Here is a 15983-nt window from a genome sequence, read left to right as displayed (position 1 = left end):
ATCGCCGGCCGGCCCATAAAATAAGCCAACGGCGCGATTACCATGAGCGTGATCGCGATCTTGGCCGCATCGTTCCAGGCGAGCGTGGCCGCAAAGAGCATCGGCAACATGGCTTGGTAGATTTACGACGATCGCGGTGACGGCCCGCTTTACGGCCGCTTGCGGCGTGGCTTGCCGCGCTAACGTCATGCTCCCAGCCCGGCGAAGACCAGGAATCCCGTCAGCACCACCGACATCGCGTACAGCGGATGAGACAAGTAAAGCACGAAGCGTTGGAAGAATCCCACTGTCCTCATCGTTTGACTACCTCGGGCCATGCGCCCCCCGTCGATGCACCAAGCATATCGGCGCCGCCCGAAACCCCGCGATCATCTGCTCTTCGATCGCCGCCGCATGTTCCGAAACCTTGTCCCAAGGCGTCTCGGCAAGGCACGCGTCCGCGATCAACGCCGGCAGTGCGTTCAATGCGGTCAGGGAATATCATTACCGTCCCCAAAACGACTACGTCCCCGCGACTACTATCCTCGCCACGACAACGGCCTGCATCCCGGCCATTAAAGACCTATTAGGCCGCATCGTGGTCCTTCGGAAAAAAGAGGCAGGTTAATGAACTCGCTTTCTGCCGATCGGATCCTTCGGCTTCTTGGGTTTCTTCAGCTTGTCGTTCAGGTAATTTTCCATGATCGTTTTCCGATGCGGCAGAAATGCATTCACGAGTGCATCGGAGATGACGAACCTAACTTGCCCGTCGACGGTCTCCGTATCGCGTTCGCTAACGTGTGTAAATCCCAGCGAAGGCGGCCAGGTCAGTCCCCCGCCAATGTCCATGCTGTTGTTCAGCCGATGGCAACCCGCGCAGGCTAAGGCCTGTGCCCGACGGATAACATGGTCCGGTGTCAGGGAACTGCCGATGGCCGTTAGCTGATCCTGGATTGCTGTACTAAGTGGGTTCGGGTCAGTGCCGAATAGAGTCACGTAGTTGTTCTCCGTGCTTCCCGACGCCAGGCTTTGCCCAGTGTTGAACTTATCTGGCACCTCCATTCCGATGCCAGCAAGGTCCATCGCCGCTAAATCTCGCACTTGAGTTGGGAAGAAGGTCTGGAAGTCGGGCGCCTTGGCGTGTGTGGACGTGGGACTAACCAGCGGTCCGAAGGGATTCGACTTGTCCGTGACGGGAATGAACTGCATCGCCGTGCAGCTGCGGCCTGAACAGGTCCGACGGAGCTTGAATTCGCGGAGGTTCCAGACCTTGGAAGAAGCCGCCTCCTGCATGAACTGGTTCGTCCGCACCTGGCCAAAGCCGTTGGCATTGCCGCCGTAGTGATACACGTGGACCACAGGGGGTACACCGGGAATGCCATCGAAGTAGAAGTCTTCCAGTTCATCGGCACGTTGATTGATTGCGTCCATCCGCGTTAGCCTAGCCCAGAAAGCCACGATCTTCTTGCACCCCTTGAGCCCCTGATTAGGATGGGGATTGAGCAAAGCGGCCTCAAAGATAACCAGGTTCCGTGCCAGTGGGTTGGCGATCCCGGAGCGCTTGGCATAGACGATGCGGTACTCACCGCAGTGGGAGCCATCGCTGGGCGCTAAATCGAAGCGATTGAACAGTCCCACGGGAAGGTAGGCGTCGGGGTTATTGTCGGGATCTGCAAATGGATTCGTGGTTGCCTGGACCCCCTCAGCGGGTGCGGGTCGGCACGTATAAGGGAAGTCATTGATGACCGGTGTTCCCGCATCGACTGTATTGTCACAATGGGGTCCAAGGCCGAGCCCAGGACCTGAATTCTGCGTATCCCACCATTGGTGAAATAGCTCCAAGGAGGTGAGCCATGGAACCCCACTCTGCATTACTAACTGCTCCAATACGCGCTCGAACGGAAAGCGTGCCAAGATGGTTTGTTCCGTTACCACGAGGGACCGGCGGGGATCTACGCTTATCGAGCCACCGGCGACAGCCGGCTGCGCAATAGTTACGATTCCCACCATGGCAGTGGAAAGCACCCATGGCAAGAGACTATGCACATCGGATATGCACCTCACGAAGTTCTTCATGTGTTTTTCTCCTTCAAAGAAATTGAGCGCCTACAAGTACGTCCTCATCAATCGCGAACTCCCGGATAGTCGAACTCCTACGTATGCTGCATGGTGCGCGCGACATCTCTACTCTATTTGATGACTTTACCGTCGAATGGGCGAGGCTGAATACGAGGCCACGCTTACCTCCGCATTGAATAAGGGTTGCTCAGCACAGACCCTATAGGGCAATCACCCTACCAATTTGTTTAAGCCGTTGATTTAAATAAAAGTAATTAAAATATAGAGAAACGCCAGGCCAGCGGCCGCCTAGACTTTTGTAGTAGATCAGCGACTTCGCAAGTGGTTAAAAGGGCTCGCTGGCTGCTATTACAGGGATCAATAGCGCAGGTGGTTTAGCTCTGGGAGCAATGTCGTTGAGGCGCCAATTATGAGTTCATGACTTTGGCTGAGCGGGACACCTGTTTTCGCGGGAACAAGAGTGCCTGTACCGACTCTCGTTGATTACCTCGAAGCGGGGGATTCTTTGGATGATTTCTTAGCAGACTTTCCGAGCGTCTCCCGCGAGCACGCTATTGCCGTGCTGGAACTTGCGAAGTCTGCGCTTCTTGCCAGGGCAGTAGCTGCGTAACTTACGGCACTTGGTGTGCGAATTCTCCTGGATGGTTGCGTACCGAAACGCCTTGCCAGGGAATTGCCGGTGCACGAAGTTCAAACAGCCCCTGAGATGGGCTGGGATGATCTGGATGACGGTCGAAGCTCGGCATAAGCCGCTTGCGGCCGAGCCATCCATTACGACTACGGCCGCAAGGTGGCCGCGAGTAGATACAGTAGCGCCGCCAAATAAACCACCGCGCTCAGCCCGAAATCCATAGAGATCACCATGGCCAGCACCGCGCCCAACACCGACGCACAGCCGTTGATGCCCCAAGCCCAGGGAATCAAGAGCGGCGCGCGCTCGGAGATAGTCTGCAAGGCGGCCGGGTAAGGCCGGCCCATAAAATAAGCCAACGGCGCGATTACCATGAGCGTGATCGCGATCTTGGCCGCATCGTTCCAGGCGAGCGTGGCCGCAAAGAGCATCGGCAACATGGCTTGGTAGATCAAGGTAATTACGACGATCGCGGTGACGGCCCGCTTTACGGCCGCTTGCGGCGTGGCTTGCCGCGCTAAGGTCATGCTCCCAGCCCCGGCGAAGACCAGGAATCCCGTCAGCATCACCGACATCGCGTACAGCGGATGAGACAAGTAAAGCACGAAACGTTGGAAGAAGCCCACTTCGATCAGCATGAAGCCGAGCCCGACAGCAAAAAAATAGCACGCCGACTTGACCTTTAACGCCCTTGGTCCCGAAGGCCCGCGCCGGCTAATGAAACGCAGCGGGAGCAGTACTAATAGCACGCTTAAGACCAGCGCCTGAATCAGTGTGGCCAGCAACATGAGGTAACCGAGGTCCAAGAGCGCGTAGCCCCCCGCGCCCCGCGACTCGAAAGCCTCCTTGAGAACGGGCCACTTGAACCACTGAAAGAAATACGGCCGATCATCGGTTGCGGGTTTGATATCGAACTTGTAACGATGAGTAAAGACATCGGCATCGTCTCCAAGTAAGGCCTCGGCCCCGGTGAAAAAATACGGTTCGGGGAGCAAGTTATAGCGATTCGCCTCGTGCGCTTTCATCCCCGGAAGGTAAGCCAGATCGAAGGAGCGCGTGCGGCAGAACTCGCGCAGCTCACGCAGCTCAGCCTGGCGAAACTTCCCGTTCTTGACGAGCAAGGTCGAGGTTCTCCAACCCCGGAGCCACGCAAGCTGGCGCGCCGGGTGCTCGACCCCCTCGGCGCGCAAGGCCGCGACGGCCGTGGCAAAGAGCTTGAGCTCATCGCGGGGCGGCACCTTCACCCACCGGGTCACGGCCAGCGCCCCGTCGGGGGCGAGGTTTCTAAGCGTTTGCCGAAACGCCTCGACGGTGTAGAGATAGCTCTCATTGAGCGCGTAGAGACCCGACGCGGAGGTATTGAATGCCTCCAGCAACGCGATCTGGATGATATCGAATGACTCCGCGGCGGTTGCAATATACCCGCGCGCTTCCGCGACGTGGATGTGGACGGGATCGCGCGCATACAGCGCCCCGGTGTAGTCACGGTAGTGGTCGCGCACCAAGCCGATGACCTGCGAATTCTGCTCGACCGCGTCGATTCGGCGCGCCCGATGGTAAAGCGCTTGCAGCACCTCCAGGCCGCCGCCCGCCCCCAAGATCAAGACCCGCGGGTTCTTGCGCAACCGGTAGGGCGCGGCGCTCGGCATATAGGCTAGGAAAGCAAGCGGCCTCAAGTCACCGTCGAAGCGCGTGATCGCCGTCATGGCGTCGGCGTCCGTGAACAGCGCGAGTTGCTCGGGCGGAAGCGCCGGGGTGTTAAGGCTCAGTCCGGGCGCAATACGAAACGGGACTTTCGGGCTTTCAAGCACCTGTAATAAACCCAGCGGCCCCGAGCGTTCAGTCACGATGCGGGTCCCGACGACCTTCAAGGCCTGTTGCAAACCCTTGTATTCCTGCGGCCGCAAATCCGCCCAGGGTTGCGACAGGGCGAGGGGCGCCAGCAGTGCGCAGAGCGCCAGGTATGCGCTCACGCTGCGCGGCCGGCACCCCAGAGCCGACCACGCCAGGGCCGCTGCGATTAGAGCGACGCATCCCAAGAGCTTCAGGGTCGCGCCCGGCGATAAGGCATGCAACACCAGCACGACTCCCAAGGCCCCGAGGCCGGCCCCAAAGAGGTCCACGGCGTAGACGCGGTGCAGGTGGCGCTTATGACGCACGATCGCGATCGCGATGCAATTCGATGCAAAAAAGAAGGGTAATGACAGCAACAAATACATGGTCGCCAGTCGCACGACCTGTTGTCCTTCCCAAAGCATCTGCGCGGGGTTGACGAGCAGCGTCTGGGCAGCCAAAAAACACCCGACGGAGCTGATGCCGAAGAGGACCGCGTTGATGACGTAGGCAAGTTCCGGCGCCCGCTCAATAAGACGCGACGCGAGCAAAATAAAGGTCCCGCTCACACCGTACCCGAGAAGCGCAAGGCTCATCACCATGTACGCGAGATGATGCCAGGAGACGATGGAAAGGAGTCGTATCGATAGGACCTGGTAAGCTAAGGATGTTCCGGAGATCAGGAACACGGTGAACAGGAACCCGCGCGAAGGTTGGGTCTCATCCATCACCGCGGCCCGCTCAGAGCTTGTGAAGAAATCGTAGCGAGCACGCCCGCCCGCGAGGCGCACGGCGCGCAGGAACCGCAGTGTATATGGAAATACATGAGGATTCCGAGCACCGCGCAACGATGCGGGCGGGCTGCGCAGTAGATTTATTCACAAGCTCTCAGTGATCCCCGGTTAAGGGGACGAAACGCACCGGGAGTAGCTGACGGGTGGTGACGCTGCCGTCGGCCGCCTTCTCCACCAATATCAAGTACTGGGTCAAAAAGCCGCCGACCGGCATGACCAGCTTGCCGCCGGGCTTGAGCTGTCTGACCAGCGGCGGAGGTATATGATCTCCGGCGGCGGTGACCATGATCCCGTCAAAGGGGGCGTGTTCCTCCCACCCGAAGTACCCATCGCCGATGCGCGTGTGCACGTTGTGCTTGCCCAAGCGCCGCAGACGCTCTCGGGCCAGCTTCCCCAAGGGATCGATGATCTCGATCGTGTAGACTTCCTTGACCAACTCCGCCAGCACCGCGGCCTGATAGCCCGATCCTGTGCCGATCTCCAGCACCGCGGCGGCGGATTCCACCTCGAGGAGACCGGTCATCAAGGCGACGATGTACGGTTGCGAGATCGTCTGTCCGTAGCCGATGGGAAGGGGCTGGTTGAGGTAAGCGCGCGCTTGGTAGTCGTCGGGCACGAAGCGATGCCGCGGTACCTTGCGCATGATCTCGGCCACGGCGGAGTCGAGTGGCCCGACCATGCTAGCGGTCCAGCGAAACTCGTCCTCGATCGTATCGACCATCCGCAGCCGCGCCGGGCCATACTCATCCGCCTCCCCGGCCACCGCTCCGCGTGCCGCCATGACGAGGATGCCGAGCGCGAACAGCGCCGCCCGTCCGAGGCGATACGCGCGCCGAGGAATAGCGCGCCTCACGGGCCGGAGGCGATCCGGTGGGCCCAACGTGTCGTCTCCGGTAAACGGTATTTTGTAACGCATGACATCACGAAGCGAAGCGCTGTTTCGAGGCACACCCGATGGCCCACGGAGACATAGAGCGGTTTCACCCCCGTTCGTGTGCGCAGCGCGGCGCCGATGATCTCGTCCCGATCGCGCAACGTCGTCCACGCCCCCATCTGAGCGGGCACCGGCGCATGCTCGCCGATCAGCCGCCTCTTGGCAACTCCAATCGATGGCGTATCGGTGAGGACGCCCAAATGCGAGGCCAGGCCGAAACGGCGCGGATGGGCATAGCCCTGAGCATCACAGAGCAGCAGGTCGGGTCCTCGGGCGAGCCGGTCCAGCGCCTCCAGCACCACCGGCACTTCGCGAAATGAGAGTAGACCCGGCACATAGGGAAACTCGGCCGGGCGCTCGATCACAACCTGCTCGACCAGCGTGAGATCCGGGTAGCCTAGGATCACGACCGCCGCGCGTGCCACCGCCCCGCGCTCCTTGAAACCAACATCGATCCCGGCGACCCGCTGAACCGCACCCAGGCGATCGCGGCGCACCACCTGTGCGCATAACTCTCTCTGGATTGCGACGGCTTCTTTCGGGCTGACATCCCACCGGTGCATGGCAAAGATCTTCGTCTGGCCGGGGATAAAAAATATCATTATGATGGCGTAAAAGATAATCCTCCCGGCTATGGATAGACTCAAAGCCAAGATCCGCAATATCCCGGACTTTCCCAAGCCCGGGATCCAATTCAAAGACATTACCCCGCTGGTCAAGGACCCCGCAACTCTGCGGCTGACGGTGCACCAACTCCTCCACCCCTTCCTCGGCGAACGCCTCACGGCCGTGGTCGGAATGGAAGCGCGCGGATTCATCTTCGGCAGCCTGGTCGCCTGGGAGCTCGGAGTCGGGTTTGTCCCCTTGCGCAAACCCGGCAAGCTTCCTTATAACGTGGCGCGAACCGATTATGACCTCGAGTACGGATCGGCCGGGCTCGAAGTGCATGTAGACGCGCTCACCCCGAACGACCGGGTGTTGTTGATCGATGATCTCATCGCCACCGGGGGTACGGCGGCGGCGAGCTGTCTGCTTATCAAGAAGCTGGGCGCCGAGGTCGCGGGCTGCGCCTTCGTCGTCGAGCTCGATGCGCTCGGCGGCCGCGCGCAGTTGGCCGAGTATCGCGTGCATACTCTCGTACATTATTAAGGAAGCTCTGCAAAAGCTACTGCGCCGCCCATCTGCATTGTCGCGTGCTCGCTCGTCACTCGCCTATCTCCCTGATATGTCTCCTGACTCGCTCCGCGGCTTCGCGCATCTGGGCGTGCTCATAACACTTTTGCAGAGCTTCCTTAGAAGCACTTAAACACGGCTGCGATCGCCCGTCCTGCATCGAATGCGATGCCCTTCAAAACGTGAATTTCTCACAGTATTCTCGAAGCTTCCCTGATTTAATACGCCCGTAGCCGTGATGCCATAGCCGGTTCGCGTGTCCGGGCATGCCCGGCCCAAATAGAAATATTGTCCCCATGAGCGAGGAGGACGAACATGCTTCGTGCATGGCACCACACGATTACGCGCGGGGCTCGGTTTACCGGCGTAGGCGGTCGTGATCGCCGCCTCGTTCTACCATCGATCCGGGAGTCTTCTTTTGATGGTGATATGTTTACCCTTGACCTCCACGTAACCGCCGGTGGTCAAGTCCTTCATCACGCGAGCGACCATCTCGCGCGCGCAACCGACCATGCTTGCCAGGTCCTGCTGGGTCATGCGTTGTTCGATCACCCACTGGCCGTCTCGCTCCGTCGCCAGGCTCATGAGCGAGCGGGCGATTCTGCCGTAGACGTCGAGCAAGGCGATGTCTCGCACTCGTTCCGTCAAAAACCTGACCCGCTGCACCAAGGCTTGCAAAAGCTTGATCGAGATCTCAGGATGCTTCGACAGACAATTCAAGAAAGCCGGTTTCGACACCACAACGAGCGTGGAGGTCTCCACCGTCGCCACCGAGGCCGAACGGGGTGCGTCATCGAGCAATCCGAGCTCTCCGAAGCACTCCCAGGGCCCAAGAAAAATCAAGGTGACCTCTTTACCGCTTTGCTCGCTGGTGTAAACGCGCACCAGACCGCTTTCCACGATATACAGCTCGTGGCTCGGTTCCCCCTCGGTGATGAGCACGGTCTTACTCTTATAGCGCTTAGTGGTGCCGCATTTGGCGAGGAACTCCAAGTCGGCTCGGACCAGCTTAGGAAACCAGGTGAAATCACTTGCCATAACTTTAGTGTCCCCCGCGGCGAATCGAGGCTAGCTTTTTGTTGATATTATTGCCCTAACCTAGTGGGTTTCAAGGTGTTAACGCAGAACTACTATACTATAACGAGTGGCGTTCTAGGAACCCGTGGCGTATGCCGCTGACCGAAACACACCCAGCCGTCCGGCCGCCGGCCCCGGCACGGCCATTACAGACCGGCCGGCAACCGCTGTCGTCCGGACTCAATAAACCCCTCATCGCCGGGATCGTTACCGCGCTCCTGGGCGTTTTAGCGACCGGCGCACCCTGGATTGGCGGGACGCAGACCGATCTTGAAAGCGCGGCGGGTTTAAGGATCCTGTACGGCCTGCGCGGGGTTCGCGAGCCCCCTCGGGAGGTCGTCATTGTGTTGATCGATCAGACGACCCTCGACGAACCCGACTTTCCCGACGTTCTCGGTGAATGGTCGCGGGCATTACACGCGCAACTCCTGCGGCGGCTGGAAGCAGCCCGGCCGGGAGTTGTTGGCTTTGATTTTCATTTCAACAAGGCGCGCGATGCGCGCGGAGACCGCGAGTTTGCGCGGGCGATTAAGGACGCCGGGAACGTAGTCCTGATCGAATACCTGATCCCGGCGCGGTCGCGCGCGCTCTTGCCGGGCTCCATCGAGATCACCGAACGCCGATCGCGGCTCCCCATCCCGCCTCTCGCGGACGCCGCGGCGATGGTCGTACCGTTTTTGCTACCCGACGGACGCGATCTCGATCAGTTGCTGCTCCGGGATCCCGCGGGCGAAAACTTGCCGACCTTTCCCTTGGCTGCCTTGCTCGTGTATTCCAAACCGTACCTGGAAACGCTGGCAGCCTTGGTGCGCGAGATCTCCGGACAGCCCGTGGAGGTCAGACGCCTCGCGACGTTGGCTGAGCAGTTGTACACTCGGTTCGCCCGCGATCCCGAGCTAGCCGACGAACTGAACGACGAGTTAACTAACAGGGCTTCCTTCGATCAAGAGTCCCGCGCGGTGCTCCTAGCGCTTATCGGCGCCGTGCGCACGCTCGAGGCACGCCACATAGACTATTACGGTCCGCCGGGCACCGTGACCACCCTCCCCTATCAATGCATCATACAGGGGGGTTGCGACGCGTTCCCCGCGGGACGCTTGTCGAGTCTGCGCGAGAAGGCTGTCTTCGTCGGTTTTTCCGACCTGCGGCACGGCAGCGTGATGGATCGGTTTCCCACCGTCTACGGAAATTTCAGCGGCGTCGAGATCGGGGCCACCGCCTTCGCCAACCTATTGGAGCGGCGTAGCCTCCGCCCCTTGCCGATGCTGTGGCATCTGTGCATCGTGGCTCTGTGGGCGGCACTCCTAGGGCGCTTGGCCACGACAGCCTCGACCGGATTAGCCATGTGCGGGATCCTCGCGCTGAGCACCGCATACAGCAGCGCGGCTTACCTCGCCTTTGCCCACTATGGCCTGTGGCTGCCGCTCGCGGTTCCGATCGCTATTCAAACACCGCTGGCCGCGGCCATCGCACTCCTGCGCGGGTATCTGGAGGAGCGGCGCGAGCGCGCGCGCAACGAGCACGAGTTGGCCCGGCTCGAAGACGGCTTGCGCGTTCACCTCCCGCGTCAGGTCGTGGAAAGCATCGCGCGGACTACTCCCGAGATCCTCTCAAGCGGCCAGATCATGTATGGCGTCTGCATCCATTCGGACGCCGGCCAGTTCACTCTATTGTCGGAGACCATGAAGGCGGTGCCGTTGCGCTCCCTGCTGAACGGCTATTACGAACCGCTATTCGATGCGGTTAAGAAGCATGAGGGTTGGGTATCCGACGTGATTGGCGATGCCATGTTGGCGGTGTGGCCGACCGCGGCGCCCGAACCCAAAGCCAAGCGCGCCGCATGCGATGCCGCCCTGGAAATCATTCGTGCCCTCGCTCCCGCCGATCCGCACTGCCTGCCGACGCGGGTCGGCATCCATTGCGGCGAACTCGTGCTCGGCAATGTTGGCGCGCGCGGGAGATTCGAGTACCGCGCCGTCGGGGAAGTCGTGAATAAGACCGAACGCATCGAGCGGGCAAGCAAGAGCTTGGGGACCCGTATTCTTGCCTCTTGCGACGTGACCTCGGGGATCGAAGGCCTCCTCACCCGCGAGATCGGTTCCTTCTACCTTCCCGGAACGAGCCGCCCGGTAGTCCTGTGCGAGATTGTCGATCCCGAGATTTCAACCCTGGGATCGACCGAGCATAAGCATCGGTACTTCAACGCGGCGCTCACGGCGTTCAAGCTTCAGGACTTCGACCAGGCACAACAGATCTTCGAGAGCTTACTGAAGGAATTCGGAGACGATGGGCCGGCGCGGTTTTATCTCGATCTTTGCCGGCAATTCGAGACCGTTCCTCCGGAGCCACCGTGGACCGGATGTGTGCGCCTTTAGAATGCTGGCGTACTCAAGGGATGTGTACTATGCTCACGGTGGGGACTAAAAATAGGCGGGGCAGGGCGCGGCCCGTTACCCGCCTGGCCGACACGCGCGGCGTGTCTTTTGAGCTTTTGTGATCGATCGAGTCGACATCCCTGCCGACACGATGGTGGGTTACGCTAACCGGTCGTTCATTCGAGGGGGCTTCGGATCACGACGATGGGGGGACGATGGGGAGTGCTTTTGGCGGTTGGGGGGATCGTATTGTCCTACTCCTCGGGAGTGCGTGCTCAGTCCTGCGAGCCCGCCGCGGCTAGCGTGATCTCGATACAGGGGGATGTGGAGGTCAGTGAGAGTGCTCGGGCAAACTGGCAGGATGTTCAGCTCAATCAAGTTCTGTGCGGCGGGCAGCAGGTGCGTCTGATGGCCAAGAGCCGCGCGGTGCTTCAGCTCCCGAATGAGACGCTGTTGCATCTCGATGAGGGGAGTGTCCTGACGCTGCAGGCGGTCGCACCGGAGAAGCCCGCTTGGCTCGAGTTTCTGCGCGGGGCGGTGCATATCATCAGCCGAGTGCCGCGCGCGCTGAATATCCGCACACCCTTCGTGAATGCGGGCATCGAAGGCACCGAGTTTGCGCTGCAAGTCGGAAAGGCGGAAGCCGCGCTTTGGGTCTACGAGGGGCGGGTGCGCTTCAGTAACGCGCTCGGGCAGTTGCTGATCGCGAGCGGAGAGGCGGCCGCCGCCGCGCCCGGCCGCGCCCCGGAGCGGCGCATCGTGGTCAAGCCTCGCCAGGCCGTCGAATGGGCCCTCTACTATCCGCCGCTTCTCGACAGCCGTCCGGAGACCTACCCGGAGGTCCTGCGCCCGGCCGTCCTGGGCTATCGCCAAAACGATTTCCCTGCGGCCTTCGCGGCGCTCGATGGGGTGCCGGAGGGTGCGCGCGATGCCCGCTATTACACCCTGCGGGCGGGACTCCTGCTCTCGGTCGGCCGCGTCCCCGAGGCGGAGGGAGACCTTACGTCCGCCCAGCGGCTCGACCCCAAGAACGGTACTGCCTACGCCCTGCGCTCGGTCATCGCCGTGGTGCGGAACGAGCAAGAGGAAGCCCTCAAGCTCGCCGCGGAGGCCGTGCGGCTGGCCCCGGGCTCGGCGACTCCTTATGTCGCCCGCTCCTATGCCGAGCAGTCGGCCTTCGAGATCGAGAAGGCGCACGAGAGCCTCCAGAAGGCCGCCGAGCTGGCGCCCGAAGATGCGCTGGTCTGGGCCCGGCTCGCCGAGCTCGAGCTTTCGCTGGGAGATCTCGACGCCGCTCTGGAGTCCGCGCGCAAGGCCGAGCAACTCGATCCGGGGCTCTCCCGCACCCAGAGCGTGCTGGGATTTGCCTACCTAACCCGCATCGAGGTGGATCGCGCCAAGACCGCCTTCGAGCGCGCCCTCGTGCTCGACCCCGCCGATCCCCTGCCGCGCCTGGGCCTGGGCCTCGCCAAGATCCGCGATGGGGATGTCGATGCCGGCACCAAGGAAATCGAGACTGCTGCTTCCCTCGACCCCAACAACTCGCTGGTTCGAAGCTACTTGGGCAAGGCCTACTACGAGCAGAAGCGCGGAGCCCTGGCCTCAACCGAATTCGAGCAGGCCAAGCTCCTCGATCCCAAGGACCCCACCCCTTGGTTCTACGATGCCATCCAAAAGCAGACGACCAACCGGCCGGTCGAGGCGCTGCATGATCTCGAAGCGGCCATCGAGCGCAATGATAATCGGGCGGTATACCGATCCAAGTTCTTGCTTGACCAGGACCTCGCAGCGCGAAGCGCGAGCCTGGGGCGGATCTACCGCGATCTTGGGTTTGAGCAGCTCGGGCGACTAGAAGCGTGGGAATCGGTCAACAGGGACCCAGGGGATTACTCTGGACATCGATTGCTAGCTGATACCTACGCGCGTTTGCAACGTCACGATATCGCCCGGGTTAGCGAGCTATTGCAATCGCAGCTCTTGCAACCCGTTAACTTGACACCGTTGCAGCCGCAGCTGGCCGAAACCGCGTTACAATTTCAAGATGGGGCGGGGCCGGCCGAGCCGTCCTTCAATGAGTTCAATCCCCTATTCACGCGCAACCGCTGGACAGCTCACTTTTCCGGTATTGCGGGGGGACATCGGACAATAGGCGATGAGCTGACCGTTGCCGGTCTCATTAATCGGTATTCTTTAAGCGTCGGCCAGTTCCATTACGAGACCGATGGCTACCGTACTAATAATGATGTCGACAACAATATCTACAGTGCCTTCGGCCAGGTAGCCATAACGCCCCGTACCAACTTGCAGGTCGAACTTAGACACCAAGAGATATTCTCGGGGGTTCTCGTACAAAGCCTTGACGATCCTGAAACCATAGACGAAACCGAACGTAATGAGATCCGTCGCGATACAGCGCGGTTCGGACTTCACCATTCCCTGAGCAATCGGGATGATTTTATCGCCTCGGTGATCTACCGAGATAATGAAAACGATAAGCTATCTTCTGACCTCGATATTTTTACGGCCACCGGGGCGTATAGCTTAGAGGGCCAATACCAGCGGCGCGGCCACCGTTATAATTCGGTCGCGGGCCTTGGTCATTTCGACCAGGACCGCTCTCGAACGATTGGGAATAGCGCCATCGGAGTGGATGCCCAACATACGAATGCTTATTTGTATTCTTATCTTGCGCTTTTCGACAATCTTATTGCGACGCTAGGGGTTTCTTACGATGCATTCGATGGGTTAGCTCAGGACTTACTCGATCTCAACCGCATCAATCCCAAAGTAGGCATCTGGTGGCAGCCGTCGAGATCGACCACGCTAAGAGCTGCTTGGTTTACAACAGTCAAGAGACCATTTGCTTCGAATCAAACCGTCGAGCCAACCCATGTGGCCGGTTTTAATCAGTTTTTTGATGATACCGATGGATCGAAAACGGGCCGCTATGGGATAGGCATCGACCACGAGTTCAACAAGCGACTGTACGCCGGTCTTGAGGTCTCGTGGCGAGACCTAGAGCGCCCCTTAACACTTTCTCGCCAAGGGGAAACAGTTATTGATTTCGAGAAACGTAAAGAACAATTGCATCGCGCATACATTTACTTGCTGCCAACCGATCGAATTGCCATCAGCGCAGAATATTTTCTAGAAGATTTTGATCGCGACTTGATACCGGATTCGCAAAAACTCGATTTCACTGACTTCACCAGCCATCGAGCGCCGTTTTCAATCCGCTATTTCGATCCGACGGGACTTTTCGGCGGTCTTACGGCGACCTACGTCAATCAAGACGTCGAATTGACCGAGACGCGTGCCGCAAGCGTAGAGTTAGAACCGGAGCGAGCCAACAGTATTAGTGGAAACGAGGATTTTTGGGTCCTGGATCTGGCGCTAGGCTACCGCTTGCCGAAACGCTGGGGGTTGGTGACATTTGGGATCAAGAATTTGTTGGACGAAGAATTTAGGTTTCAGGATACGCAGTTTTCTAGTAACGAGCCCACGCTGCCTCTGTTTCAGCCTGATCGGGTAATCTTTACCCAATTTACTTTGGCGTATTGAAATTACGTGCGAATACAACAGTTAAAACGGGTCACGCCAGGTGCAGTTATTATGCTTGCGAGTTAAATCGCTGGTTAGAGGAGGTTAAGCCATGAGCATCTTGTTGAGATGGGGACTGATATTAGGTTTCGCATTAGCTTGCCTCGGTTGCGGGGATCCTAGCGGTTCAGGAAGATATGACATAACCAACAGCACCGGAATCCTTTGGAACGCAGATAAAGAGTTGCATCTCGTTGATCCGGAAACGAAAGAAGCTGTTAAGTTTGAGCCTTGTACAACCAAACCTGGCCCCGATCAATGCGAGATCTACAAGAATTTGTTTATGGAGGTCAAACGAAAAACGATTTTCGTTACGAATTCGATGCGGCCGGATAATACGCGGTGTTGCAAAACGGTCGAAATGGACGGTGAATATTTTGAAACCTGTAAAACCGTTAGCGGACGTTGTTCTAAGGGTTGGTACAAAGATTAGTGAGAAATACTATGAACAAAAACCTTATGTTGATGCTGGTGTTATGCTCACCATTATCGTTTTTTGGATGTGCTCACCAGTCCGGTGAACGCAACGGTGATACTACAGCAATTACGAAGACGGATGACGGACGGGTTGTATTGATAGATGTGGAAACAAAAGAACCATTACCGCTTATCCCATGTACTCCGACATCCGATCCTTATCCGTCTGGAAGCACCCCTTGTGAGATATTTCGGGATCTATTTCGAATTCGATCTGTCACCAACGTCAATATTATAGAGTCGGAGCGTATCGATAACACCCGATGCTGCAAGTCCGTAGAGATCGACGGAGAATGGTTTGAGACATGCAAAACCGTATCAGCACGACGTTGCCGCAGGGGGTGGTACCGAGATTAAAGGCACCGTGTGCCCCAACATCACGTATGTACGCGAGGTGTTAGGGTTCGTAGCTTCGGGCCGCCCTACAGCGTCGGCATCGGCGCTCGGCTGGCCGAACCGACGCCAAAGATCTTATGCGTCACCTCACGTCTTCCGAAGAGGCGGTTTATTCTCGCTGGTGATCCTGATTAGGAACCCCAGCCCGAGTAGTCAGCTATAACAAAGAGGCGAGAACCCCCAGAATATGGGATGGCAATAGCCCAGCAACCCATAACGCAGGAGGTATTCTCGCCATGAAGAAGCGTAACTATCGTGCACAGAAAGTCAACGAGATTCGGTGGGAAGAGGTGGCCGACCGTCTGCATAACTCGACTCGTCCCTGCCGCCGATGTCAGCGGCATCAACCAACGGACATGATGGGTCATCAGCACGTAGGCGTGTACTGCGACTCGGTGTTTTCGGGCGGCATCGTCCAGGCACTCCAGCTAGAGCCGGCAATCCTCGTCTGCGTAGAAAGAGGCTTGGCGACTATTGCCCCCGCTGGATGACGTGGCTCAGGGATCGAGGGTAAAGAAAGTCGTGGTAGATGGGCCATGCGCAAGTCTCTTTGCTCATTCTGTTAGACTGAATCTGCGTTTGGGCTCTCACATTTCAAGTAGTTTGTACTCTGACCCGGAACTGCAACCAAGGCC

General features: G+C 58.9%; 11 protein-coding genes. 5 read left to right on the top strand and 6 right to left on the bottom strand.

The window, feature by feature from the left end:
* Positions 1-303 precede the first annotated feature (303 nt).
* Both M3436_05620 and M3436_05615 read right to left on the bottom strand, forming a co-directional pair.
* Complete coding sequence (locus tag M3436_05620) at positions 304-465, bottom strand: hypothetical protein (GenBank protein MDQ3563624.1); 162 nt, start codon at positions 463-465, stop codon at positions 304-306.
* A 138-nt stretch (positions 466-603) separates the two neighbouring features.
* Positions 604-2055 carry a hypothetical protein gene (locus tag M3436_05615; protein MDQ3563623.1) on the bottom strand — a complete coding sequence of 484 codons (1452 nt, stop codon included), beginning with the start codon at positions 2053-2055 and terminating at the stop codon, positions 604-606.
* Positions 2056-2485: 430 nt separating this feature from the next.
* Here M3436_05615 and M3436_05610 point away from each other — a divergent pair, with 430 nt between their 5' ends.
* On the top strand, positions 2486-2668 hold the full coding sequence (locus tag M3436_05610) for a DUF433 domain-containing protein (GenBank protein ID MDQ3563622.1): 183 nt from the start codon (positions 2486-2488) through the stop codon (positions 2666-2668).
* Positions 2669-2835: 167 nt separating this feature from the next.
* On the opposite strand, the gene M3436_05605 is transcribed toward M3436_05610, so the two are convergent.
* From M3436_05605 to nfi, 3 genes are all read right to left on the bottom strand, one after another.
* A complete protein-coding gene (locus tag M3436_05605; GenBank protein MDQ3563621.1) occupies positions 2836-5250 on the bottom strand; it encodes an SAM-dependent methyltransferase in 2415 nt (804 codons plus the stop codon).
* A gap of 160 nt (positions 5251-5410) precedes the next feature.
* Positions 5411-6097, bottom strand: coding sequence for a protein-L-isoaspartate(D-aspartate) O-methyltransferase (locus M3436_05600; GenBank protein ID MDQ3563620.1), 687 nt, complete (start codon positions 6095-6097; stop codon positions 5411-5413).
* Positions 6098-6165: 68 nt separating this feature from the next.
* Positions 6166-6813 carry a deoxyribonuclease V gene (nfi, locus tag M3436_05595; GenBank protein MDQ3563619.1) on the bottom strand — a complete coding sequence of 216 codons (648 nt, stop codon included), beginning with the start codon at positions 6811-6813 and terminating at the stop codon, positions 6166-6168.
* A 70-nt stretch (positions 6814-6883) separates the two neighbouring features.
* Here nfi and M3436_05590 point away from each other — a divergent pair, with 70 nt between their 5' ends.
* Positions 6884-7399, top strand: coding sequence for an adenine phosphoribosyltransferase (locus M3436_05590; GenBank protein MDQ3563618.1), 516 nt, complete (start codon positions 6884-6886; stop codon positions 7397-7399).
* 417 nt (positions 7400-7816) lie between these two features.
* Here M3436_05590 and M3436_05585 read toward each other — a convergent pair whose 3' ends face one another.
* The gene (locus M3436_05585; GenBank protein ID MDQ3563617.1) at positions 7817-8461 is read right to left on the bottom strand and encodes a Crp/Fnr family transcriptional regulator; all 645 of its coding nucleotides are present in this window, start codon (positions 8459-8461) and stop codon (positions 7817-7819) included.
* Between the two features lie 131 nt (positions 8462-8592).
* Between M3436_05585 and M3436_05580 the strand changes: the two genes are divergently transcribed.
* From M3436_05580 to M3436_05570, 3 genes are all read left to right on the top strand, one after another.
* Entirely contained in the window at positions 8593-10875 is a 2283-nt protein-coding gene (locus tag M3436_05580) for an adenylate/guanylate cyclase domain-containing protein (protein MDQ3563616.1), read from the top strand.
* Between the two features lie 204 nt (positions 10876-11079).
* Complete coding sequence (locus tag M3436_05575; protein ID MDQ3563615.1) at positions 11080-14436, top strand: TonB-dependent receptor; 3357 nt, start codon at positions 11080-11082, stop codon at positions 14434-14436.
* Between the two features lie 91 nt (positions 14437-14527).
* Positions 14528-14908: a hypothetical protein gene (locus M3436_05570; GenBank protein MDQ3563614.1), complete on the top strand. Its 381-nt coding sequence runs from the start codon at positions 14528-14530 to the stop codon at positions 14906-14908.
* The last annotated feature ends 1075 nt before the right edge of the window (positions 14909-15983 follow it).

Source organism: Pseudomonadota bacterium (assembly GCA_030859565.1).
Classification (GTDB): domain Bacteria; phylum Pseudomonadota; class Gammaproteobacteria; order JACCXJ01; family JACCXJ01; genus USCg-Taylor.
This window is presented reverse-complemented; position numbering and strand designations above follow the sequence as displayed.

Excerpts from the sequence above, each read along its gene's own strand:
- M3436_05580 (MDQ3563616.1), top strand. The coding sequence starts at position 8,593 with ATGCCGCTGACCGAAACACACCCAGCCGTCCGGCCGCCGGCCCCGGCA.
- nfi (MDQ3563619.1), bottom strand. The coding sequence starts at position 6,813 with ATGCACCGGTGGGATGTCAGCCCGAAAGAAGCCGTCGCAATCCAGAGA.
- M3436_05615 (MDQ3563623.1), bottom strand. The coding sequence starts at position 2,055 with ATGAAGAACTTCGTGAGGTGCATATCCGATGTGCATAGTCTCTTGCCA.
- M3436_05600 (MDQ3563620.1), bottom strand. The coding sequence starts at position 6,097 with ATGGCGGCACGCGGAGCGGTGGCCGGGGAGGCGGATGAGTATGGCCCG.
- M3436_05575 (MDQ3563615.1), top strand. The coding sequence starts at position 11,080 with ATGGGGGGACGATGGGGAGTGCTTTTGGCGGTTGGGGGGATCGTATTG.
- M3436_05605 (MDQ3563621.1), bottom strand. The coding sequence starts at position 5,250 with ATGGATGAGACCCAACCTTCGCGCGGGTTCCTGTTCACCGTGTTCCTG.
- M3436_05590 (MDQ3563618.1), top strand. The coding sequence starts at position 6,884 with ATGGATAGACTCAAAGCCAAGATCCGCAATATCCCGGACTTTCCCAAG.
- M3436_05585 (MDQ3563617.1), bottom strand. The coding sequence starts at position 8,461 with ATGGCAAGTGATTTCACCTGGTTTCCTAAGCTGGTCCGAGCCGACTTG.
- M3436_05570 (MDQ3563614.1), top strand. The coding sequence starts at position 14,528 with ATGAGCATCTTGTTGAGATGGGGACTGATATTAGGTTTCGCATTAGCT.